Genomic DNA, 966 nt, shown 5'->3' on the forward strand with positions numbered 1-966 from the left:
AATGCCTGAGCATCAAGACGCAGAAGAACCCATTCGCACTTTGCCGCAAGTTACTGATCAACGCCTCCCGCGCGGCTTATGATCAGTTACAGCTGCTTCTCGCAGCTACTGCGTAACATCAGTTACCTACTTGGAGAAAATGATGAATGCACCGCTGAATCCCATTATTACCGCCATGCTTGAAGGCAAAGACCCGATCACTGCGCTTATCGGCGAACGTCGTAACGTGCCGGTCAGTGCGCTGGAAATCTCTCGCTACAATGTCCGCACGAAAGAAACCGATCTCAGCGAATTAGTGGCGCTGATCTACTCGGTTGGCGCAGTGCTGAATACATTGGTTGTCGTTGGGCATCGGGATAAGAAAGGCAAGGCAACGGGCAAGTATGGCGTCGTTGCCGGTGGCCGCCGTATGCGTGCCTGTCAATGGCTGGTCAGCATGGGAAAAATGCCCGCTGATTTTGAGGTACCGGTGCTGATCGTGGACGAAGCGCAGGCCGAGCAACTGTCGCTTGCAGAAAACCATGGTCGCATGGCAATGCACCCCGTAGAGCAGTTCAGGGCGTTTGCCAGCCAAGTCAATGCCGGCAAAAGCATTGAAACCGTGGCCGCAAATTATGGTGTGACACCAAAAGTGGTTGAACGTCGGCTCGAATTAGCCAAAGTCTCGCCCCGTCTGGTCGCAATGTGTGAACGCGATGAAATCGACCTTGAAATTCTGATGGCGTTTACCTTGACCGACGACCATGTCGTCCAGGAAGGCATCTGGGACAGCACCCAAAATTGGAACCGTAGTGCAGCCAACATCAGGCAGCGGATCACGGCCGGAGAGGTAACGAATCAATGTAAAACAGCGTGCAAAACTTTCCAGATTCCAGGGGTAAACAGCGTTCAATAGTTTCCACCCCTGGGTGTGCAACCATCCGGTGTTTCTGCCGGAGAATCTGGGGTGATAAACATGAATCTCAT

The 966-nt window shown here is 52.8% G+C and carries 1 protein-coding gene; it reads left to right on the forward strand.

Annotated features, from left to right (window positions below; translation table 11 throughout):
* Positions 1-139 precede the first annotated feature (139 nt).
* On the forward strand, positions 140-895 hold the full coding sequence (locus CSQ89_RS21650; RefSeq protein ID WP_099407996.1) for a ParB/RepB/Spo0J family partition protein: 756 nt from the start codon (positions 140-142) through the stop codon (positions 893-895).
* The last annotated feature ends 71 nt before the right edge of the window (positions 896-966 follow it).

Source organism: Chitinimonas sp. BJB300 (assembly GCF_002735695.1).
In the GTDB taxonomy this organism is placed as follows: Bacteria; Pseudomonadota; Gammaproteobacteria; order Burkholderiales; family Chitinimonadaceae; genus Chitinimonas.